Consider the following 13,286-nt stretch of genomic DNA (forward strand, 5'->3'; position numbering starts at 1 on the left):
TTTGGACCGCTGTTTTTTATTTTAAAAGCCTTAAACCGTTTAGAATCACCAAGATCGTACTTCCTTCGTGGCCTATAACGCCAAACGGCAATTCCATCACCTGTAAAAAATTTGCGCAAATTAACAGGCAAATGACCGCGAGAGAAAATACGATATTCTGCTTTACAATCCTGTTCATTTTCCGTGATAAACGGCACATTTTTACGAGTTTTTTCAAATCGTTTTGCATGAGCACCATATCAGCAGTTTCAAGGGCCACGTCTGTTCCGCCGCCCATTGCAATGCCCACATCCGCCGCTTTTAGTGCCGGCGCATCGTTGATTCCGTCTCCGACCATTGCAATCGTCCCGAATTCTTCTTTTAATCGTTTCACTTCATTTACTTTTTGGTCAGGCAGACATTCTGCTGCAACTGTTGTCATTCCCGCTTCCTTCGCTATCGCTTGAGCCGTGTCCTCGTGATCTCCCGTCAGCATGGCAGTTTTAATCCCCAGACGGCTCAGTTCATCCATGACTTCTTTTGCTTCAGGTCTGATTTGATCTTTCAAAGCGATACAGCCGGCAATTTGATCGTCCTTTTTCACAAACACTATGGTTTGGCCGTTTTGAATGATATCTGATGCAGATTGTTTCAAAAATTGCGCTGACAATTCTTCCCCAATAAATCCTGCCTTTCCGACTTTCCATTTGGCACCCGCCACTTCAGCCATTACACCAAAGCCTGACGTTTCTTCGATTGATATGTAGCCGGACTTGTTGATGCCGCGGCTTTCAGCGTATCCGGCAATGGCTTGCGCGAGCGGATGGCTGGACTGCTTCTCAATCGCATAGACAGCTTCAAGCACTTCCTTTTCTTCGTACCCTTCCGCCAGTCTGACCGTCTCAACCGCGGGCTGGCCTTTTGTTACAGTCCCCGTTTTGTCAAAAGCGATCATTTGCACAGATCCCAGCTGTTCAAGAAATACACTTCCTTTCACTAGCATGCCGTTGCGGGCGCCATTTGAAATCAAGGACAGCGCTGCCGGCATGATGGACGCGACAAGTGCGCAAGGTGACGCCACCACCATAAATACCATCGCGCGATAAAAGGTTTCACTCCAGCTCCAGCCCAGTGCAAAGTGCGGAACAAACAACAGCAGCCCCACCACGATCAGAACGCCTTTTACATATGCATTTTCAAATCGTTCGATAAAAGCTTGCGCAGGTGACACACTGTTTTGCGCAGATTCCACCAATTTGATAATCTTTCGGAATAAAGAATCTTCGCTTGCTTTTGTGACACGGACGGTCAAGGAGCCGTTTCGATTAACAGTTCCCGTATACACAGCGTCGCCGGCGTTTTTTTCTACGGGCATCGATTCGCCCGTTAACGCTGACTCGTCAAGACTTGTAGAACCAGATTCAATGATTCCGTCAGCTGCCACCCGTTCTCCAGGTTTGATAACAATCGTATCACCAGCCTTTATATCTGCAACCGATACTCTTTTGGTTTCACCGTTTACAATCAGCGTTGCTTCTTCAGGCTCAAGCTTCATTAAAGAAGTTAAATCCCTGCTGCTTTTATTCATCGTGTATGTTTCTAAAGCTCCGCTTAAGGAAAAAATAAAGATTAAAACGGCACCCTCTGCCCAGTACCCAATCAATGCGGAACCCACGGCAGCGAAAATCATTAAAAGCTCAACATTCAGCGTTTTGGATTCGAGCGTTTCTTCGATTCCTTCTTTCGCTTTAGCAAATCCGCCGATGACAAAGGCCAGCAAATATAGCGTTACCGATAACAACTGATGTGAGGAAAGGAGCCAGCCTGCTAAAATAAGAGCACCTGACACAAGGGCTGCGATAAGCTCCGCATGCTGGGACCAGCTTTTTTCTGGCTGTTCTGTCTTTAATGGCTGATGCTGATCTTGTTGAAGCATCACTTGTTCATTCATATCGAATTCTCCTCCCTAATTGAGAACGCAAATCATCTTCATTTCTCTTATAAAAAACAAAATCGCCGCCCAGAAGGCAGCTTCATCGTTGATTATTTCATGATGTCTTTCTTAATTATAGCATGCAGAAAAAGAATTTCAATTATAATTATTTTAATTTCTTTTTGATAATAATTATCATTAATGTCTGTTCACCTTTCATTATATGACAAAAAAGCTGAAAGGCTACGCTCTCAGCTTATTCTTTCGTCCATTCTTTCAATTGTTCAGCCGTCATCGGCCCCACTTTTGTTTCTTCAATTTCACCCTTTTCATTCAGCAAAAACGAGGTGGGAATTGTTATAATATGATATTCCTTCATTAAATCCCCTTTTGTGTCGAGAACAATCGGAAAGGTCAGATGGTTTGCTTTGATAAAGTCTTCAACGACTTGCTGATTTTGTTCTGAATTCACTAAATTGACCGTTACCAGCTTCACACTGTCAGATCGATGAGCCTCGTAAAATGATTGGAACTGAGGGAGTTCCTTTTTGCAGGGCGGACACCATGAAGTCCAAAAATGCAGGATCGTTTTTTGTCCTTTATTTGGGATGGAGATATCCTCTCCTTCTATCGTTTTCATGAGGAAAACCGCAGGAACAGCAGGCTGTTTATTGGCAGCCTGTGCCGATAGAGGCAGCCATGGAATCATAGCAAATAAGATCAGGCAAATAGCGAGGGGCAAGCGTTTTGTCAACATGGAATCTTCCTTTCATGCTTTTCAAATAGCTTGCCCCGCTAGAGATTTATCATCCTTCAATCCGCGGCGTTCGGTTTCCTCCCGTCAGAAAAACAGATACACGCAGCGCTTTGCAAATCGTTGTATAGTGTAGGCTCGTCAGCAAAATCATACCTGTATTCATCCCAAGGATAATCCCGAGCATTTGCAGGTTTTCCATTGAACCCAGCACATACATCATACTCAGCGCAACGAGATGGCTCCACACGTTGTGATAAAAAGCTTCTTTGACAAAGCCCATCCCGATTAAACATGCCTGAAGGGGCATCACAAATAAATGAAAGAGAAAGTACGGCCACAAAAGCTGCAAATAATACTGTGCTTCAGGAGAGTGAAAAAACAGATGGGTCAGGGGCTCCGCAAACTGGAACATGATCCAGACAGCCGGTATACCATATCCCAACGTGATAAAGATCGACTGCTTCAGCCTTTTTAATACGATGTCATATTGTGAGAGAGAATAAGCTTCAGAAATACTGGGAATCATGACGACCATTAACGAATGGGCGATAAAAGCAGGAAACGACCCTATTGTCACAGCCACTCCGGCCAGCATGCCGTATTGATCGATGGCAGTTGTCCCTGCAACGCCCGCTGCCAAAAGCGCTCCTTTTACTAAAAAGGGCTCAATGGCGTTGACTACAGCGTGGAAAATGCGCAGTCCGGTTGTCGGAATCGATACGGCAAGCAGTCTTTTTCTAACATCTTTCCCGCGTAAATGGATATGCTGCTGAACCGATACCGCACGTCTTGCCAGGATAAACTGTGAATACAAGTAAACAAGCACGATCACATCGCTCACGACAAGGACAAACAGCGAAATCAGCACAGCCATGTCCAGCTCAAACGAGTACCATTGAAAGAAGATGAACAAGCACAACAGCTGAATGATTTTTTTCAGGACATTAGCGATTGCGATCTTCCCCATTTTTTGCACACCCATAAAGTAGCCTCTGGCAATTGACGTAAAGGCGACAATAGGAATCAAGCCGATGACAATTCCTTTGATAAACGGGTGATATGTATCAAACACCGGAATAAAAGGAAGCGCAATACTGGCGGCGGCGGTGGAAAAGGCCGTGAAAACAGCTGTCATTCTGAAGGCGTGCCTCAGCATGCTTTCATGGAGCTTTGGATTTGATTCAGCGATAAATTTAGAAATTGATATTGGCAGCTCCAAGCTTGCGATGACAATAATTAAAAAGATGGTAGGCAAAATACTCATGTAAAGCCCCATCCCGTGCTCGCCAAGCTCGCGCGCCAAAATCATATTCACGACAAATTCAAGGCATTCGGCGAAAAAGGCGGCAATGGATAAAAGAATAATCCCTTTTACAAATCGATTCATGATGTCTCTCCTTGTCTCTTGTACTACCAACATCATATGAGACAAGTTCAAAAATTATTTTATTTTTACTCTTTCTATAAAAAAAAGCACAGCTGAGACGAATGGTCTCTTCTATGCTTATATGGCAAAGACATGCCTGCCGATTTTTTCAATGATTTTCCTTGAGCGAATCCAGTCATCTGACGCCGTTTTCGGGTTATAAAAGAAAAGGGCTTCTGTTTCTCTGTCCTTAGATGACATCGCTTCTTCAACAGCCTCAATTGATTCTTTGTCTGGCTCTTGATTAATGCTTCCGTTTGCGACAGGTTCAAAGGCATTTTTCTGATAAATAACCCCTCTGATTGTATCGGGAAAGCCCTTCTTATCCGTCCTGTTCAGCACAACGCTTGCAACAGCGACCTTGCCTTCATAGGATTCGCCCTTCGCCTCTGCGTGAACGAGTCGGGAAAGCAATTCTTTTTCAGACTCAGAATAAGTTTCTCTCTTCTCATTCGCTTTCTCTGATTGTTCTTTTTCTTTCTTTTCAGTGTTCGCTGATAGCTTGATCGGCTTTATTTTTTTCTTGTCCTCATCAGCAGACAGTGAAGAGAAAGATGTGTCTGTGTCATGATTTATATGGGTAAGCAGCTTAGCTTCTTCATGTTTTGTCTTCTTTGTGTTCAGTAGTGAAGCTTGTGTATGTTCAATTTTCGAAGCAGGCATGAAACAAAGAAGAAAAACAGCTAGCGCAGTAAATTTTGTCGTCATACAGTTTCCTCCTTAAAGTGCTCAAAAAACACTTCATAACCTTAACAAGAGATCAAATCAATTTCACGGAAAAAGATTTTCCAACTCTCCCAAACAGGTATCAGGATGGAATATATCGGGTGACGCACTGATTAATGGCAAAAAAACAGCGTGATTTTCTATAAATCTTGTCATTTCAAGGCATATTTATCCATTTTTGTAATTTTACATTTTATTTACGTCTGTTACATCATTTGTAATAAAAGGCTGGCGTTCTGTCATATATGATAAAAAGGCTTCTCACTTATGAGAAACCTTTTAGCTTCTTGGCTGTTCTAAATATTGAAACACCACATCTCCGCCTTGCTGGGCAATGCCTCGGAAATGCTTAAAATCGTCCTGTTTCGATAAAACGGCCCTGAAATCAAGAAAGTGTTCTTTTTGGACTCTCAATTCTTTTATTTCACCAGTACGAAGCTGTTCAATCTGTTCTGTTATGTCTTCGGGACGCAATCAAAACTCCCCCTTTTCAATCTTTGAACGAAAATCAATATATCATTTTTCCTGCGCCAGGACAATTCCTTAGGACGATAAAACTCCTTATCGCTTTACTTCTCAATAAAAATACTGTTTAATACTTTCAAAAGGAATTATTATGTTTAAAGGAGAGGAAGCTTGTGAAAATCGCTAAGGTCGGAAACGTCATTGAATTTAAAAACGGATTAACCGGTGTTGTTGAAAAAGTTAATGAGAATTCTGTTATCGTAGATGTTACCATTATGGATAACTATCGGGATCTTGAGCTAGATTCACTGACTGTTGTTAATCATAAAAATTACAAGATCATCAGAGACTCCTATTAAATCCTCCTTCATCCACACGCATTCGCAAAAACTGCAAGACGAACAATTAAACACCTTACATATCAAATTAGCTTTCTCAAAAGCTGCCGGCCGGCAGCTTTTTTACATAAAAAACACCGATTATGAATCGGCGTTCGTGTCTGTTTCCGTTATTTCGATATAAAATTCACTCACGGCTCCCGCTTCGTACAGGTTGGTCAATGACGTTGAATAATTTGTGATTTCACCGCGGAAGGCAAGATTTCGTTCCGGAACTGCGACGTTAAATGTCTTTTCATATAACAGCACAGCGATATCATGATAAGTCTCACTGGTAACATGTAAGGTAAAAGCAATTTTCCGCTTCGGCTCGCTCTCTTCTTGATATGTTGACATTTCTAACGTGACATCGTTTAAACGCAATGTTTTCACTCGGTATCACTCCTTATCAGTTCATGCATCTTAACATAAAGCCGTTAACGTTTACAATGAATCTGTTCTGAGCATTATTTTAACCATTTCTTTAAAAAAGACGCCTTTACAAACATACGTTCGATATTTTATAATAAAACAGACGAGCTGCCATCCAGCATCCCGTCTTTTCATTAGAAGGTGACGAGTGGCATTCCCCCCGGATTCACTCGTCTTTTTTATGTATAAAATCCCCTGCATTCCGCAGGAGAAACTATATTAACGATTATTAACCGCCTCCGCTTATATATTTTTAAACACTCTATTCCAGACTGACGAATCTTCTTGTCCAAGACTCCAGCTGCCAAGACCTTTTAGGTTATATTTTTGAACGAGTTTTATTTTTGCTCTGAGTGACTGTTCATTTTCGAACCATAATGTATATGTTCCTGGAGGTAATAGATCCTTCTTATCGTGTTTGATCGTAAAAACAGCTTTTGGAGACTGACTCTTTATGTCAAAAATAATTGTACCGTTATGCCTTTTTACTAATGAGTTAACAAGGTAAAGTGAAATGGCTTGTGAGTTAGATTGGTCTTGCATCCAGCAACGGCCATAGAAAGGCAATCCTAAAACCAGTTTTTTTGGGAGAGATTTTTTGGGCTAGAGCATATTGAATGGACTTTTCCACCCATCCTACACTTGCAGTAGGCCCAGCAAGGCGGCTTTCATCATAGGCCATAACCATTAGATAGTCCGCATGTTTAGCTAAATTCTCATAATCATATAATCCGTGCCAGCCCTTCGTCCAGCCAAAAGGATTTGCTGCCACTGCAACTGATACCTCTTTGTGCCTAGGAATACCTTTTCTTACTAATCTAACGAAATCCGTAAATGCCTGCCGATCTTTCTCTGTAAGGTTTTCTATATCGATATTGACCCCGTCTAGATCCAGTTCTTCTATTGCATTAGAAATTTGTTTAGCCAAAACCACTCGTTTCTTTAACGCAACTCGACCCAAATCCTGATTCCAATGATTGCTTAAAAAAGGAACTACTTTTAATTTTCTTCTATGAAGAGCTTTAATCACATCAGGATTAGCTGAACGGAGAAGTAGTGATCCATTTTTTCTGATATAGAAAAAGTCAGGAGACACGACTTTTAATACTCCGTTCGTTTGATCAACATGATGAATAATATCATAACCTAATCCAGAATAGAAATAGCTCATTTGAAACATCTCATAACCCCTTCATTCTCAAAGATATCAAGTTTTTACAAATAAAATATGAAGATTGATCATTCCAATTTGTTTCGTTTCCGAAACCTCATAAATTACCTTTCTCTTATCTTTATCATTTGTCCGGGATAAATTCTATCTGAAGAAAGCTTATTAAGATTCATAAGTTGTTGTACCGGAATATTAAAGGATTTTGAAATCGTCCATAATGTATCGCCGGATTCCACACAATATACTTCATATGTCACGGGAAATTCCATATAACGAGGCGTTCTTTTCACTTCTGTTTTGGTTTTTTCCCCTTCATTCATATTACTCTCCTTTAGAAAAATTTATTTTTAACATCTCTAGACCGTTTCTTTCTAATCTTAATGATTTGTCCCGCATATATCTGATCTGATTTGAAATGATTTAGCTCCATGATTTGTTTAAGGGGAATATTGTAATTTATGGCGATTTTCGTTAATGTTTCACCGGGAGCAACATGATGGATCACGTAATTTTCTTTGAGAACATCAACATAATGAATGGTTTCCTCTAGGTTTCTTAAGATTCCTCTGCTTTTTAGCACCTCAAGCATTCTCTCAGCTCTATGCCGATAGGAATCATTCTTTACAGCCTTTTTACCGTTTATCCGAATCTTCTTTCTCTCGCTATCATGATTCAAATAGTATTTAACCTTTTCAAATGTTTCTTTTGGGGAAGATGAAACGATGAGATCGCGGCCAGGTTTGAATTTACCTCGAACTGCTGGTGTATCCGATGTCAATAAAACCCCTCCGGAACCAAGAATCTCATAGGTGCGCTGCGTAAGCTGGCTTTCACAGTTTTGCAAACCGAGAATGATTTTTGCTGAACTGTAAACTTTATATGCTTCAGTATAATCAAGGTATCCATGAATCCAATTCCGGGGAATTTCTCTTCCTATATGTTTGCTCATTTTCTCCCAATTTTTCCCCCAAAAATCAATGCGAATACCATTTTGTATGAGAGGACGAATAAGCGTTTTTAAAGAGGACGAGCGGAACACTTCCGGATGTTCTTCAAGAAAATTAGGGTAAGCATTAGCCACCACCGCTATATCACAGCTATATTTGTCCAATGGTTTAATCTGATGATGTATACTTTCGTGATATGCAAAGTCTAAATGAGCCGCTTTTATCCCCATCCTTTCATAAGTTTTACACAGAGAAGGTGTAACGGTGAAAACAAAATCCGGTTTCATCTTTTTAATTAACGGGATAGTAAAGTTTTGAGTGTGCAGCGGGTCTTCAGTTGCCCAATAAACGAGGGGGATCTTCACCTTTTTAGTAGCATTGCGGATCCAGGCTTGCTTTTCCCTTGAATGCTCTGGTGTCCAACCCATAGATACGATTAGATCTGGTTTGAATTCTTCTATCATTTCAGTAACATTTTCCCGACTTACAGGGCCCGAAATCATTACGGTATGGCCTGCTTCACTAAACCCATTCGGTAAACCATAGAGCCACATAGGATGACTCTCTAGAAAAAGAATTTTCACACATGTTCGTCCTCTCTTTCACTTTTTAATGTCTACTTATTGGTATGTATTTGTAATATAACTTGTGACGGTACTAGTCTATACAAAACGTTCAGATATGAGATGACGTAATAGCTTCCTGAAAAATTACATTCTAAGAGAACGAAAAATAATCGTTTCTCTCGTCGACACGAAAAAATATAACAGAAGCTGAAAAATACTTTCGGTATTGCCGGATACGCCATCCATATATAATGAGAAATAAAAATTATAATCATCATTTAATAGCTTGTGCGGATGCCCCACAGAAAAGAAAGCGATCTACAAAATACTTTCCTTTGATTTCGCTAGACTTTCTGCCAAAAAACTTACGTTAATATATTGATTTTTGCATAAAAGAAAAAGACGTACACATTTGTACGTCTTAAATTACCTCTGCAATATCAACTTTTCACTGCATAAAAGTCACACTAGGTCACACTTTTATTGGACTTAGTGTGGGTTCTCATTAGCGATTATCAATCGTCTCCGGATACAAGTCATGATTCATCATACGGTACTCGGCCATTTTCTCATACTTCGTGCCAGGTTTTCCGTAGTTTGTGTACGGATCAATGGAAATTCCGCCTCTTGGCGTGAATTTGCCCCATACTTCAATGTAGCGCGGGTCCATTAATTCAATCAAGTCATTCATGATGATGTTCATGCAGTCTTCGTGGAAGTCTCCATGGTTTCTGAAGCTGAACAAGTACAGTTTTAGTGATTTGCTCTCCACCATTTTTTCATCAGGAATATAGCTGATGTAAATTGTTGCAAAGTCAGGCTGCCCTGTTTTCGGACATAAAGATGTAAATTCAGGGCAGTTGAATTTTACAAAGTAATCACGGTTTACATGTTTATTCGGGAAGGATTCGAGCACGTCCGGCGCATATTCGAATAAATAGTTTGTTCCTTGGTTGCCAAGCAGTGTTACACCTTCTAATTCTGATTCTTTTCTTGTCGTCATATTTATCTTCCTTTCTATTAAACTCCTCGTTTGTTGCCCCATAACAGGGTATGCAGCTGCGGAAGCACTCTGACAAGATTCAGCTCCGCATCGGCAGCTACCTGATCAACGAGCGCTTCATATTTTCCAAGCAAATGTGCAATGAGTGATTTGTCGTCTGCCGTATGCACATCATCATTACCGACTTGCAGATAAAATGGTATCCCCGGGTAGCGTTTGTGTACAGTTTTGGCAAACTCGAGATCTTCATCATTAAAAATGACAACCTTCAAGCTGACAGCATGCTGTCTGTTATTCTCTTTCAGTGATGTCAAAATGTGATCCAGCTTATCAAAGTTCGTCACCATTTTCGAGCTTGGCGGTTTTGGTGAAATCGTCAGATCATCGATCAGTGTAAACCAATCCTGATAGACTGTCCCCTGTGTCTCGAGAGCTGCACGGATATTGTTTTCCTTCAGCAGTTCTATCAAAGCATCCAGCTGTTTTAACAGCGCCGGGTTTCCGCCGGAGATTGTTACGTGGGAAAACGCGTCTCCCCCAATCTCCTTAAGCTCTGAAAAAATCTCCTCGGCTGTCATCCAGCGAATATCTTTTTTAGCAGATCCGTCCCAAGTGAAGGCGGAGTCACACCAGCTGCAGGAGTAATCACAGCCGGCCGTGCGGACAAACATTGTCTTCTGTCCGATCACCATGCCTTCCCCTTGAATCGTCGGGCCGAAAATTTCTAATACAGGAATTCCTTTAGCCATTCAAACCACCCTTTTTCGGACGGTATACACAATAACTGGTCGGTGTTTCACGGACAAACACCTGCACACAGCTTGGTTTATTCTCGAGTGTGTTTAAATAAGCCTGCACTTTGTCATAGATCGTTTTCGCCACGACTTCAGTTGTCGGCAGTGAATACCGGTCGTCCTTAGAAAATTCTTCATGATCATTTAAAAGCGTATGGTCATAGGAGCCGTGAACCAGCTTTTTGAGCACACTGAAATTCACGAGAAAGCCGGAATTGTCAAGCTCATCACCGGCAACGGTAATATTTACGGTATACGTATGCCCGTGAACCCTGCTGCACGCTCCCGCACTTTCACGCGGAATAAAATGAGCAGCAGAAATTTGCATGTCCTTATTCAATTCAAATGAATAAGGATGCTGGACCTGTGGATATATTTGAGATAACAATTTATGCCCGCTCTCCTTTCATCGCCACATATTCTTCATAGCCTCTGGAGCGAAGATGACATGCCGGACATTCGCCGCAGCCGTCTGCGATGATGCCGTTATAGCATGTAAGCGTGTTGTTTTTCACAAAATCAAGCGCGCCAAGCTCATCTGCAAGCTTCCACGTTTCCGCCTTATTCAGCCACATGAGCGGTGTATGAATCACAAAAGGCTTCTCCATGGCCAGGTTAACCGTCACATTGCAAGATTTAACGAATTCATCACGGCAGTCAGGATAGCCGCTGAAATCCGTTTCGCAAACGCCCGTGATAATATGGCGGGCGCCAATTTGGTACGCCAGGATAGACGCAAAAGATAAGAATACTAAGTTACGGCCTGGAACAAATGTTGATGGCAGCTCGCCGTCTTTTGCTTCAATTTCTATATCATTTCTCGTCAGGGCATTAGGCGCAAGCTGGTTCAAAAGTGACATATCAAGCAAATGATTTTTCACACCAAGCTTATCCGCAATCCCCTTCGCCACTTCAACTTCCTGCGAATGACGCTGATTATAATGAAAAGTTACAGTTTCCACTTCCTCAAATTCCTTTAACGCCCACAGTAAACATGTGGTACTGTCTTGGCCGCCGCTGAATACGACAATTGCTTTTTCCTTTTTCATGATTCCTCTCCTTCTCCGCTATAAAAATCTCGGCGAGAGACATCGCTACAACTGTTAAATATAAAAAAACACCTTTTTGGAAAGGTGCTCTAGAAAAACATAAAAAAGGCCGTATCCAAGGATACAGCACGTCCTTAGTTTTTTATAGAGGGTGTAGCTAGAACCTCTCCCGCATATCGAACGGATTTTCTTCAATTTTTCACTTCTGCTATCTTACCATAATGTTGTTTTTATTGACAATAAAAAAGATAGCCGAAAAGCCTGTCTCATTTTTTCCGCCTTGATCCTTTTACACAGCGAAAATACCTAATTAAGATCCGTTTCGGGCTGGCGCAGGGTCTAACATAAACATTTGCTTCATTATTATATATGTTTCAATATTGTGATTACAAACTGCGCCGGGGGAGCTTTTTACAGACCAAAGCGCCTATGAAAGCCAAGCTCACATAGCCAAACAGTGGGTAAATGGTTGAAATGAGCTTGCCGTAGCCGATTTGACTCGTGATATAAGCCGTAATCATTATTGCCGCAAAAATATATTTACTTTTTATAGTAAGAAAGCTCTTCACTTGTTTTTCCAGCCCATAAAGGTTTCCGATCACCGATGTGAACACTTCGCCGAATATAATCAACAAATAAATCAAATGTACAGATCGCGCGAAGAGGTAAACCACTTGAGCCATCGGAATATCGTACAAAAATACATCCGGGAGCATCGACAAAGACAAAAAACTTGCGGAAAGCACAATTGTCAGCATTGTACCGCCGATGAAAGCGCCTTTTTTTATCACCTGTTCCGAAGACATTTCATTCGCCAGCGGCACCAAAACAGCCTGGGCAAGCGATAAATTCAAGGCTCCGTACGACACTGCTGATAATAGCCAGTCCCATCGATGCGGCCACACCCACTGAGCTGTATTCCGCGTCTCACTGAAAATAAATGAATCGGCCACCACAATCATAGAAAAGATAATCAAAAGCGGTACAACAAACACATTCACACCGAAAATGCCTTTTACTCCTCTTGTCATCACAATCAAACTTAATCCAATTGTGATCAGCATTCCAACCTGAGCGGACATCCCAAGCTGTTCCTCAAAAAGCGCCCCTGCCCCCGACAGCATGACAGATGTGACACCGAGAAGAACGAACAGCATAAAGACATTGATAATCCGTCCGGCAGCCGCCCCGAACAAGTATATATTCATTTCCTGATAGGACTTGGCATTGATTCGCTTTGAAATGATCATCAGCTTTGCGCCTAAAAACGTGAACATCCCGCCGCTTATAATAATACCAAGCAATCCGAACCAGCCGAACTTCAGAAAAAACTCCACAATTTCCCTGCCAGTTGCAAATCCCGCTCCGACGACTGTGCCTACATACACAAAAGCGAGCTGATGTGCAGACCCTTTTGATTGTTCCATTTCTCCCCTCCGAACCAACCGCAGTATTGTCCTTTTAGCCTTTTTATAGCCTATGAGACAAGTTCCTTGAAAAGACGAACAAAACATGTTTTACTGTGTAAACAATTCAAAAATATTTTTGAGCAAAAGCCTTGAAAGTCAAAAAAGGTCAGAGTATACTATTCATCAAAGAAGGCCAAACCAGCCGTCTTTTTATATTATTTCATTGGTCAAATTTAGTCAAAAACAAGACCG

General features: G+C 41.5%; 14 protein-coding genes, 1 pseudogene and 1 riboswitch. Of the genes and pseudogenes, 1 reads left to right on the forward strand and 14 read right to left on the reverse strand.

Going from position 1 to position 13,286, the window contains the following annotated elements:
• Positions 1-16: 16 nt before the first annotated feature.
• The 5 genes from CJU60_RS07675 to CJU60_RS07695 all read right to left on the reverse strand — a co-directional run bounded on the left by CJU60_RS07675 (position 17) and on the right by CJU60_RS07695 (position 5,295).
• Positions 17-1,930 (reverse strand): heavy metal translocating P-type ATPase, encoded by a 1,914-nt coding sequence (locus CJU60_RS07675; RefSeq protein WP_095713423.1) that lies wholly within the window; start codon positions 1,928-1,930, stop codon positions 17-19.
• A 238-nt stretch (positions 1,931-2,168) separates the two neighbouring features.
• Positions 2,169-2,669 carry an endospore biogenesis thiol-disulfide oxidoreductase StoA gene (gene stoA, locus CJU60_RS07680; RefSeq protein ID WP_095713424.1) on the reverse strand — a complete coding sequence of 167 codons (501 nt, stop codon included), beginning with the start codon at positions 2,667-2,669 and terminating at the stop codon, positions 2,169-2,171.
• A 49-nt stretch (positions 2,670-2,718) separates the two neighbouring features.
• On the reverse strand, positions 2,719-4,056 hold the full coding sequence (gene ykvU / locus CJU60_RS07685) for a sporulation protein YkvU (RefSeq protein ID WP_024121188.1): 1,338 nt from the start codon (positions 4,054-4,056) through the stop codon (positions 2,719-2,721).
• Between the two features lie 117 nt (positions 4,057-4,173).
• Positions 4,174-4,803 (reverse strand): cell wall hydrolase, encoded by a 630-nt coding sequence (locus CJU60_RS07690; protein ID WP_095713425.1) that lies wholly within the window; start codon positions 4,801-4,803, stop codon positions 4,174-4,176.
• Between the two features lie 297 nt (positions 4,804-5,100).
• Entirely contained in the window at positions 5,101-5,295 is a 195-nt protein-coding gene (locus tag CJU60_RS07695) for a hypothetical protein (protein WP_010334023.1), read from the reverse strand.
• A 164-nt stretch (positions 5,296-5,459) separates the two neighbouring features.
• Here CJU60_RS07695 and CJU60_RS07700 point away from each other — a divergent pair, with 164 nt between their 5' ends.
• The gene (locus CJU60_RS07700) at positions 5,460-5,645 is read left to right on the forward strand and encodes a YkvS family protein (RefSeq protein WP_003232446.1); all 186 of its coding nucleotides are present in this window, start codon (positions 5,460-5,462) and stop codon (positions 5,643-5,645) included.
• 120 nt (positions 5,646-5,765) lie between these two features.
• Here CJU60_RS07700 and CJU60_RS07705 read toward each other — a convergent pair whose 3' ends face one another.
• The 9 genes and pseudogenes from CJU60_RS07705 to CJU60_RS07750 all read right to left on the reverse strand — a co-directional run bounded on the left by CJU60_RS07705 (position 5,766) and on the right by CJU60_RS07750 (position 13,052).
• Positions 5,766-6,056 (reverse strand): DUF3219 family protein, encoded by a 291-nt coding sequence (locus CJU60_RS07705; RefSeq protein WP_095713426.1) that lies wholly within the window; start codon positions 6,054-6,056, stop codon positions 5,766-5,768.
• A 384-nt stretch (positions 6,057-6,440) separates the two neighbouring features.
• Positions 6,441-7,275: pseudogene (locus CJU60_RS07715) on the reverse strand (glycosyl hydrolase family 18 protein); the annotation flags it as partial.
• Between the two features lie 95 nt (positions 7,276-7,370).
• Positions 7,371-7,586, reverse strand: a complete 216-nt coding sequence (locus CJU60_RS07720) for a LysM peptidoglycan-binding domain-containing protein (RefSeq protein WP_141243768.1) — start codon at positions 7,584-7,586, stop codon at positions 7,371-7,373.
• A gap of 11 nt (positions 7,587-7,597) precedes the next feature.
• Entirely contained in the window at positions 7,598-8,797 is a 1,200-nt protein-coding gene (locus CJU60_RS07725) for a DUF3880 domain-containing protein (RefSeq protein WP_095713429.1), read from the reverse strand.
• 487 nt (positions 8,798-9,284) lie between these two features.
• The gene (gene queF / locus CJU60_RS07730) at positions 9,285-9,782 is read right to left on the reverse strand and encodes a preQ(1) synthase (RefSeq protein ID WP_003218613.1); all 498 of its coding nucleotides are present in this window, start codon (positions 9,780-9,782) and stop codon (positions 9,285-9,287) included.
• Between the two features lie 17 nt (positions 9,783-9,799).
• On the reverse strand, positions 9,800-10,531 hold the full coding sequence (queE, locus tag CJU60_RS07735) for a 7-carboxy-7-deazaguanine synthase QueE (RefSeq protein WP_024121182.1): 732 nt from the start codon (positions 10,529-10,531) through the stop codon (positions 9,800-9,802).
• Positions 10,524-10,964, reverse strand: a complete 441-nt coding sequence (queD, locus tag CJU60_RS07740; RefSeq protein WP_024121181.1) for a 6-carboxytetrahydropterin synthase QueD — start codon at positions 10,962-10,964, stop codon at positions 10,524-10,526. Before queD ends, queE begins: the two co-directional genes overlap by 8 nt.
• Before the next feature lies 1 nt (position 10,965).
• Positions 10,966-11,625 carry a 7-cyano-7-deazaguanine synthase QueC gene (gene queC / locus CJU60_RS07745; protein WP_095713430.1) on the reverse strand — a complete coding sequence of 220 codons (660 nt, stop codon included), beginning with the start codon at positions 11,623-11,625 and terminating at the stop codon, positions 10,966-10,968.
• Positions 11,626-11,753: 128 nt separating this feature from the next.
• Positions 11,754-11,798, reverse strand: a riboswitch (PreQ1 riboswitch).
• Positions 11,799-12,011: 213 nt separating this feature from the next.
• Positions 12,012-13,052, reverse strand: a complete 1,041-nt coding sequence (locus tag CJU60_RS07750) for a YkvI family membrane protein (protein ID WP_095713431.1) — start codon at positions 13,050-13,052, stop codon at positions 12,012-12,014.
• Positions 13,053-13,286 lie beyond the last annotated feature (234 nt).

Source organism: Bacillus sp. 7705b, assembly GCF_002289525.1.
GTDB classification, from domain to species: Bacteria; Bacillota; Bacilli; order Bacillales; family Bacillaceae; genus Bacillus; species Bacillus halotolerans.

What these genes read in the sequence shown, in the direction of transcription:
- CJU60_RS07720 (WP_141243768.1), bottom strand. Translation starts at nt 7,586, where the DNA reads ATGAATGAAGGGGAAAAAACCAAAACAGAAGTGAAAAGAACGCCTCGT.
- stoA (WP_095713424.1), bottom strand. Translation starts at nt 2,669, where the DNA reads ATGTTGACAAAACGCTTGCCCCTCGCTATTTGCCTGATCTTATTTGCT.
- queF (WP_003218613.1), bottom strand. Translation starts at nt 9,782, where the DNA reads ATGACGACAAGAAAAGAATCAGAATTAGAAGGTGTAACACTGCTTGGC.
- ykvU (WP_024121188.1), bottom strand. Translation starts at nt 4,056, where the DNA reads ATGAATCGATTTGTAAAAGGGATTATTCTTTTATCCATTGCCGCCTTT.
- CJU60_RS07675 (WP_095713423.1), bottom strand. Translation starts at nt 1,930, where the DNA reads ATGAATGAACAAGTGATGCTTCAACAAGATCAGCATCAGCCATTAAAG.
- queC (WP_095713430.1), bottom strand. Translation starts at nt 11,625, where the DNA reads ATGAAAAAGGAAAAAGCAATTGTCGTATTCAGCGGCGGCCAAGACAGT.
- queE (WP_024121182.1), bottom strand. Translation starts at nt 10,531, where the DNA reads ATGGCTAAAGGAATTCCTGTATTAGAAATTTTCGGCCCGACGATTCAA.
- CJU60_RS07750 (WP_095713431.1), bottom strand. Translation starts at nt 13,052, where the DNA reads ATGGAACAATCAAAAGGGTCTGCACATCAGCTCGCTTTTGTGTATGTA.
- CJU60_RS07690 (WP_095713425.1), bottom strand. Translation starts at nt 4,803, where the DNA reads ATGACGACAAAATTTACTGCGCTAGCTGTTTTTCTTCTTTGTTTCATG.